Source organism: Acaricomes phytoseiuli DSM 14247 (assembly GCF_000376245.1).
Lineage (GTDB): Bacteria > Actinomycetota > Actinomycetes > Actinomycetales > Micrococcaceae > Renibacterium > Renibacterium phytoseiuli.
This window is the reverse complement of record NZ_AQXM01000015.1, coordinates 1-4,220: the sequence shown is the minus strand read 5'-3', so window position 1 is coordinate 4,220 and position 4,220 is coordinate 1. Positions and strand designations below refer to the sequence as shown.

At 53.0% G+C, this 4,220-nt stretch carries 5 protein-coding genes; 1 reads left to right on the top strand and 4 read right to left on the bottom strand.

Going from position 1 to position 4,220, the window contains the following annotated elements; all coding sequences use genetic code 11:
• Positions 1-177: 177 nt before the first annotated feature.
• Genes C501_RS0100205 through C501_RS11875 form a run of 4 tightly spaced genes read right to left on the bottom strand, consistent with a single transcriptional unit; the run spans position 178 to position 3,385 of the window.
• Positions 178-828: a hypothetical protein gene (locus C501_RS0100205; protein ID WP_018133629.1), complete on the bottom strand. Its 651-nt coding sequence runs from the start codon at positions 826-828 to the stop codon at positions 178-180.
• The gene (locus C501_RS0100200) at positions 825-2,300 is read right to left on the bottom strand and encodes a hypothetical protein (RefSeq protein WP_211206312.1); all 1,476 of its coding nucleotides are present in this window, start codon (positions 2,298-2,300) and stop codon (positions 825-827) included. The genes C501_RS0100205 and C501_RS0100200 overlap by 4 nt, the downstream gene beginning before the upstream one ends.
• A 3-nt stretch (positions 2,301-2,303) precedes the next feature.
• The gene (locus tag C501_RS0100195) at positions 2,304-2,594 is read right to left on the bottom strand and encodes a hypothetical protein (RefSeq protein WP_018133627.1); all 291 of its coding nucleotides are present in this window, start codon (positions 2,592-2,594) and stop codon (positions 2,304-2,306) included.
• Positions 2,595-2,617: 23 nt separating this feature from the next.
• Positions 2,618-3,385 carry an ABC transporter ATP-binding protein gene (locus C501_RS11875; protein WP_018133626.1) on the bottom strand — a complete coding sequence of 256 codons (768 nt, stop codon included), beginning with the start codon at positions 3,383-3,385 and terminating at the stop codon, positions 2,618-2,620.
• Between the two features lie 654 nt (positions 3,386-4,039).
• Here C501_RS11875 and C501_RS0100185 point away from each other — a divergent pair.
• A partial coding sequence (locus C501_RS0100185) for a transposase (protein WP_026174442.1) occupies positions 4,040-4,220 on the top strand: 181 nt, incomplete at its 3' end.

Here is a 4,220-nt window from a genome sequence, read left to right as displayed (position 1 = left end):
GGGCTTTACGGGCCACAGCCACGACATCGTCACGGAACTCTTTCGGATAGGGCTTGGGCAAGAGATACATCCTTCCAGCGAGGACGAATCCTCACAGATCAGATGTCAACCAAACCCGGGGCAGACCCTTTCTGTAGCGACCCCTAGTTCACTTTGAAGAGCCGTCAAACCGTCAGGTCAAGGGTTTCGTAGGTTTCGTAGGTTCGCGCCGTCTCCGATGGGTGCTAGGAGAAGTAGTGCGTGTCCTAGGCCCAGAGCGAGCCAGAAGTAGAAAATCGGCGGTGAGATGATCAAGGCTGGTATGAAGATGATTGTTGCTATGAGTGGGGCTAACGGTCCGGTAGTGATGACTGCTATCTCTTGTCGATAATTGAGGGTTGGCCTGACAAGGTGAAACGTCCACCCTCGGGACACTAGAACTCCTGTCTCAGTTGGAGCCACGTATCGTAAGGCGGCTACGTGTCCTGCCTCGTGGACGAGAACTGACAGGAAAAAGAGTGCTGTTGCAGCCGATATTGCAACGAACGAAGATATGTTCAGGACGAGTCCGGTAATCGTTAGGGTGACCAGCCCGGCGAGGGTTCTTCCCAGGCCCAGGGCGTTATGAATCACTGACTGGGCAATGGCTGGAAACAACCCGCTTTTTAGGCGTGCCGCTCGGCTTCTGGATCGAAGCCTTAGACAGTGCATCTCACTGGCGAATCCGTACTCGACAAGCAGCGCTTTCTTATTGGGGTCGTTACTGGAAACCCAGATGCCAAGTTCCGGGAAAGCGTGACCATCGTCGGTCTCTAGCACTCCTTCAGTCAGCTTGAGATCGGCGGTCATGACGAACTGAATTCTTTAGTAGTCAAAAGGAAGAAACCCGCTGCGAACAATGCGGCGAAGGCTAATGAGATGAAGGGTACGGCTGAGGTGCCGATCAGCCCTCCTAGAAAGCTTGTCGTCACTGATGACAGGAGGAAGAGGATCCCTAGAATGAATCCTCCGGCAGCGGTAGATAGGGGCTGGGAGATGCTGTAAGGAATGAGAGTCCCGGCCAGAAGTGCCATGAACAACGCAGCTAATACTCGGGCGCTGATGCTCGGTATGTCAGTGACCGTTATTAGTGAAGAGGCGAGGACAACGAGCATCATCAGTGAAGACAGCAGCATGCATACAAGAAAATTCGCTGCCAGCTTCGGGGTAATCCAGGCTGTTGCCGAAGCTGAAATCTGGGTAGTCACCCATCGTGTTGGTAAGGTCCGCCCTACAGCGTAGAGACCGTTGAGAGCCGGAACGACAGGTATTGCTGAAGCCATGGCGAAGCTGACAGATGATAGCTGAGGTATGGATGCACTCCACAGGCTAGCTATTAGTAGCGGTACGGCAGCTAGGGTTGTCACGATGATTTGGGGATTTCGGATAGCAACAAGTATCTCGAACCACACCAGGGCAGAGCGTAAACCGGCAGAGGGTAACCAGCCTTGGAAGAAGCGGGGAAAACCCGCAGCCGCCCCCACGTTATATCGGGAAGCGGCAAGTACCATCAGTACGGCGGCTAGGGTGGCCCAGCCCAGGAGTAAAAGCCAGGATGTCCACTGTGTGGGTGTAGTTGATACATCAGCTGCCACCCGGTTCAGGAGCAGATCGAGGGGCGTGAAGGAATCAGAATCCCTGGGGGTGAACGAAAATACATCAGTTGCCGCGCTTCCTAAAGAAGCAGCGATCACAGCCGCCGCTGCGATGCTGTTTCGATACTGTAGCGGCAGGCGAAGCATTGATCCTAAGTAGTGACTCACAACGCTAAATAAGGCCACAGATAACAACTGCCATATGACGATGACTATCAAGACTAGAACGAGTGACCCAAGTGCGGCCGGGATTCCAGGGGCGACTTGCCAGGCGACGACCATGGCGGTTGATGAGAGAGTAAGACTGAACACGAAACCCATGATCATCAGCGGGGCATGCTGGCCTAGGTAAGCGGCGGTCCGGGCTACCGGCAGCATATCGAGCAACGTCTGTAAAGCGTTCCCTGCAGGCGAAGACAGGCACAGAATCATTGACACTAAACCCGTAGTCATGACGACGCTTCCAAAACTTGTACCCAAAATAGAAGTACGAAGTTCGACTGGAAGTTGCGTAGTCAGCTGCGCCGCGGTCAGGGCTGCTAATACCCCGCCAAGTAAAAGGCAAACTAGCAATGCGCCTAAGCATGCTGCCCGGATTTTTCGTCCGGAAAGATTTAGTACCTCACCAACTTCTCTTTCCCAGACAGTGACAGTCGTGGAGGCAACGATCTTCGCAGCGCAGATCATGATTCAAGCAGAAACTGATCCACGCTCACGGCTCGATTTGCTGTACATCGTCACTGTGTAAATAAAAGCAATGGCAACGATGAATATGATCATGCCGACACCGTTTGGAGCGAAGCTTAGAGCTGGCATCTCATTTTCGGTAGTGACCCATGCTTCGAAAACGCCGGGGATTAATGCCTGCCCATTCGTGACAAAAGCGATAGCTACCGAGCAGACTATAGTGAGGAAAAGCAAAGCAACACCCAGCAGGACCCCTACGACCAGGTTGACCACAATTTTAGTTATAGAGTTCATCGTTTCGCTCCAATACCTGCATCTTATGCAGGGGCAAATAGTTGGGAAACAGCTTTCCGTCTGGTGGTGGTGGATTGATCAAGACCAGTTACAGCGAGGAACACTTCTTCGAGACTAGCCACCGACGCTCCGGCAGTCAGGCTACTAGGAGAACCGTTTGCCATTGTCTTACCCGAGGACAAAACGGTGACCTCGTCGCAATCACGTTCAGCACCGAACATGTCGTGTGTGGCCATCAGTACGGCCCGGCCAGAGTCCGCGAATTCTCTGATCAATGTTCTGAGAACTACAGCCGCATCTGGATCTAACCCACGGAACGGTTCATCTAACACAAGCAGCATCGGCTCATGGGCCAGGGCGACGATGAGCTGGATTTTACGTTTCATTCCATGGGAATACTTACAGATCTGCTTGTTCAAAGCCTCAGACATACCAAAGACCTCAACAAGCCCGTCTGCGACTTCGCCGCTACCTCTCTTCCGTAATGAGCGGTGAAATTCGATGTATTCCCTGCCAGTCAGCATTTCTGGAAGAGGTAGATCATCAGGGGCGAAGCCAAGATACTGGCGAGATTCCTTGGAAGTGATAGGAACTTCCTGAAGGAGAACCTCACCGCTATCCGCAGGGATTAAACCGGTCAGAATATGCAGGCACGTAGATTTCCCTGACCCATTCGGGCCCAGCAGACCATGGATCTGCCCGGAACGTAACGCAAGATTAAACGAGTCAAGAACCCGAAGATCGCTGTATGACTTGGACACGTTGAGAGCATCCAGTACTAAACGGTCCACTCACGCCCCCACATCACAGCAAAGACTCTATATTCTGCAGTAGGCCACCCACGTGCCACCATTTTGGAAAGAAGGCATATCAAGGGCCGGATACATTCCCCTAACCTGACAAGTAATCCACCATGCTGCTGCAAGCCCCACAGCCAAAACTAGAGCAATTGCTATGACCACAACGACAACCCACCGATCCAACCTGACCGGCGAATCCCGTCTAGCAGCAACACCAGAAGAGACACGAACAAGACCACTAGTAGCACTAACACAAGCCCGATTTGCTAGTTCCAACACCAAATACTCCTCGATTCAGACGTTCAAGATTTTCACAGAAACCTTGAACAGATACTGCCTTCACCAGCAAGCAATGTCAAGGAATTCCTGATGACCTGCCTCAACGTGTTGATGCTGAGACCTTGATGCCTAAAGCAATCACAACGACTATCAAGGCCAGCTGAACGATCATCGACGGTACGCCGTAGAATCCCTCGACTGGCCGAAGAAGGGGCCGGGCTTTATCCCCTGCCCGGCCCCTTCTCTTTTATCTCCCCACCCCTGAGGAGAGCCTATTCACGCCACCTCTGGCGGATGTCGGGTCTGCCCCGGGTTTGGTTGACATCTGATCTGTGAGGATTCGTCCTCGCTGGAAGGATGTATCTCATGCCCAAGCCCTATCCGAAAGAGTTCCGTGACGATGTCGTGGCTGTGGCCCGTAAAGCCCGGGCCCCGTTATCGCAGATTGCGAGAGACTTCGGGATTTCCGAAGCCTCGTTGTTCAACTGGCTGAAGAAAGCAAACATCGAAGACGGGCGCGTGCCGGGCCTGACCGAGGACGAGCGTA